We start from the raw sequence: 2,179 nt of genomic DNA, 5'->3' as shown, positions 1-2,179 counted from the left end.
ACCCATCGCACCTGGGCCAAAGCAGTCAGCAGATAGGGCGTTTGGTATTAGGGGTCAAGCGGTGGAAAGACACCCAGAAGACAGGATCTCAGGCTGCCTGGCTTCACCTGGTTCGAAGCTCACCAACGACCGCAGTTGGTGGTTAACGGGCAGGCAGCTTTCGAGAAGGCGGGTGGCAATAGCTGCCGTTGGCAGACTCCGTCGGCTTTCTTGAAAATGATCGAGAAAAAGGAACGGTGAGCTGTTCCCAAAACTTTCAACCTCTACGTTTTGGGAAAGCGCGCCACACGTTCGGGCCTGCGCGATTGGTGTCTGCCGTCAGCCAAACTCGCTGCTGGCCGCATGCGCCAGCGGGCGACAACGCCGAAAACCTATTAGACAGGCTACTGTCATATTGACAGCGGCATGGCATGTCATACTTAACGAGCATGGCGCGTCCGCATCCTGCACCGAGTTCCAATGCCCCCGCACACACGCTGACCGAGTTGGTGCTTGAGGTATTTCGTCTAAATGGCGATTTGCTTGCTGCGGGCGACGAGCTGGTCGGCGACCTCGGGCTGACCAGTGCGCGGTGGCAGGTTATGGGTGCCATCGCGCTGTCTCCGGTCCCGCTGCCAGTTTCGCATATCGCGCGCAACATGGGCCTCACTCGCCAGTCGGTGCAACGCATCGTTGACGACATGCGTGCCGGTGGCTTGGTCCGGCTGGAACCAAACCCGCATCACCGCCGCGCCAGTCTGGTTGCCCTGACCGACGACGGTCTCTCGGCCTACGCCAGTGCCAGTGTTCGACAGGAACGCTGGGCAAGCGATCTCGCGGCGGGTCTGCCGGCCCAAGGGATCGCAGACGCCATCATGATGCTGCGGACGGTGCGGCAGCGGCTTGATGATGCTGCGGACCAGACCACGCCGCTAGCCGAAGCTGCCATGTCGGACGCCTGAACAAACTCCGGACGATGGGACGACAAAAGATGACGCTGACCTTCTACACGAACCCCAACTCCCGCGGTCGCATCGTGCGATGGATGTTGGAGGAAGTCGGGTGCGGTTATGACACGGTGGTGCTGGATTATGAGCGGTCCAGCGCAGCCGACGCATGGGGCGGGGCGGCGCTGGCGAAGCCGGAAAGTCCCGCGGATGATCGCAACCGCTTCTTCACGCAGGTAAACCCGATCGGCAAGGTGCCGGCGATCGAACATAACGGGCATGTCGTGACGGAGAGCGCGGCGATCATAGCCTATCTGGCGGAGACGTTTCCCGACGTGGGACTGCTCCCGACCGCAGGGGAGCGCGCCGACTATCATCGTTGGATGTTCTTCGCCGCCGGACCCCTTGAGCAGGCCGTCACCAACTACCGCGCCGGTTTCGTGCCAGCCCCCGAACAGGAGTTCTTCCTGGGCCATGGCAGCTACGAACGCACGGTCGATCAACTCGAATGGGCGGTGAAACGCCACCCGTTCATCGCCGGTGATCGGTTCACCGCGGCGGATGTCTATGTCGGCTCACACATCGGTTGGGGTCTGGGTCTTCAAACCCTTCCGCCAAGGGAATCATTCCTCGCCTATGCTGGAAAACTGACGGCGAGGGAAGCTTACCGGCGGGCAGTCGCCAAGGACGAAGAACTGCTCGCCCGTGCATAGCACGGCGATAGTGTCCGTGCTTGTGGTGGAAATTCGCTGACAGTGGCGGTGTAGGCGGGGGTGGCCATCGGATCGTTTGGCTAAGGTGGAGTTGCGAGGCTCTAACCCGAACCGATGAGGACCCGATGACCGAGGACAGACTACCGCTGGCCGCGCTTTTGACCAAAGCCGGAGATGGCGACTTTCTGCGCAGCGTGGCGGAGGCCGTGGTGCAGCTCTTGATGGAGACGGATGTGGACGGGCTGATCGGCGCCGGACGCCATGAGCGCAGCGCCGAGCGACAGACCTATCGCAACGGCTACCGGGACCGAACGCTCGACACACGCTTGGGCAGCCTACAACTCCGCATCCCCAAGCTGCGGCAGGGCAGCTACTTCCCGCCGTTCCTGGAGCCGCGCAAGACGTCGGAGAAGGCCCTGGTGGCTGTCATCCAGGAAGCCTGGCGCAAACCCTTCGGGTTTCGCCGGGATCAGCGGCGTTTCGACCCGGCGCGTGGACGATCTGGTGCAGGCGATGTCGCGAAAACGGCTGTGCCGTTTG

The 2,179-nt window shown here is 62.2% G+C and carries 2 protein-coding genes and 1 pseudogene; all 3 read left to right on the top strand.

From position 1 onward, the window contains the following. The first annotated feature begins 428 nt into the window (after positions 1–428). Positions 429–941: a MarR family winged helix-turn-helix transcriptional regulator gene (locus ACFE99_RS25200; RefSeq protein WP_375489620.1), complete on the top strand. Its 513-nt coding sequence runs from the start codon at positions 429–431 to the stop codon at positions 939–941. Positions 942–970: 29 nt separating this feature from the next. Beyond that, entirely contained in the window at positions 971–1,639 is a 669-nt protein-coding gene (locus ACFE99_RS25195; protein WP_375489618.1) for a glutathione S-transferase family protein, read from the top strand. Positions 1,640–1,764: 125 nt separating this feature from the next. Beyond that, a pseudogene (locus ACFE99_RS25190) lies at positions 1,765–2,179 on the top strand (transposase); the annotation flags it as partial.

The organism is uncultured Mycobacterium sp., from assembly GCF_964249325.1.
In the GTDB taxonomy this organism is placed as follows: domain Bacteria; phylum Actinomycetota; class Actinomycetes; order Mycobacteriales; family Mycobacteriaceae; genus Mycobacterium.
This window is presented reverse-complemented; position numbering and strand designations above follow the sequence as displayed.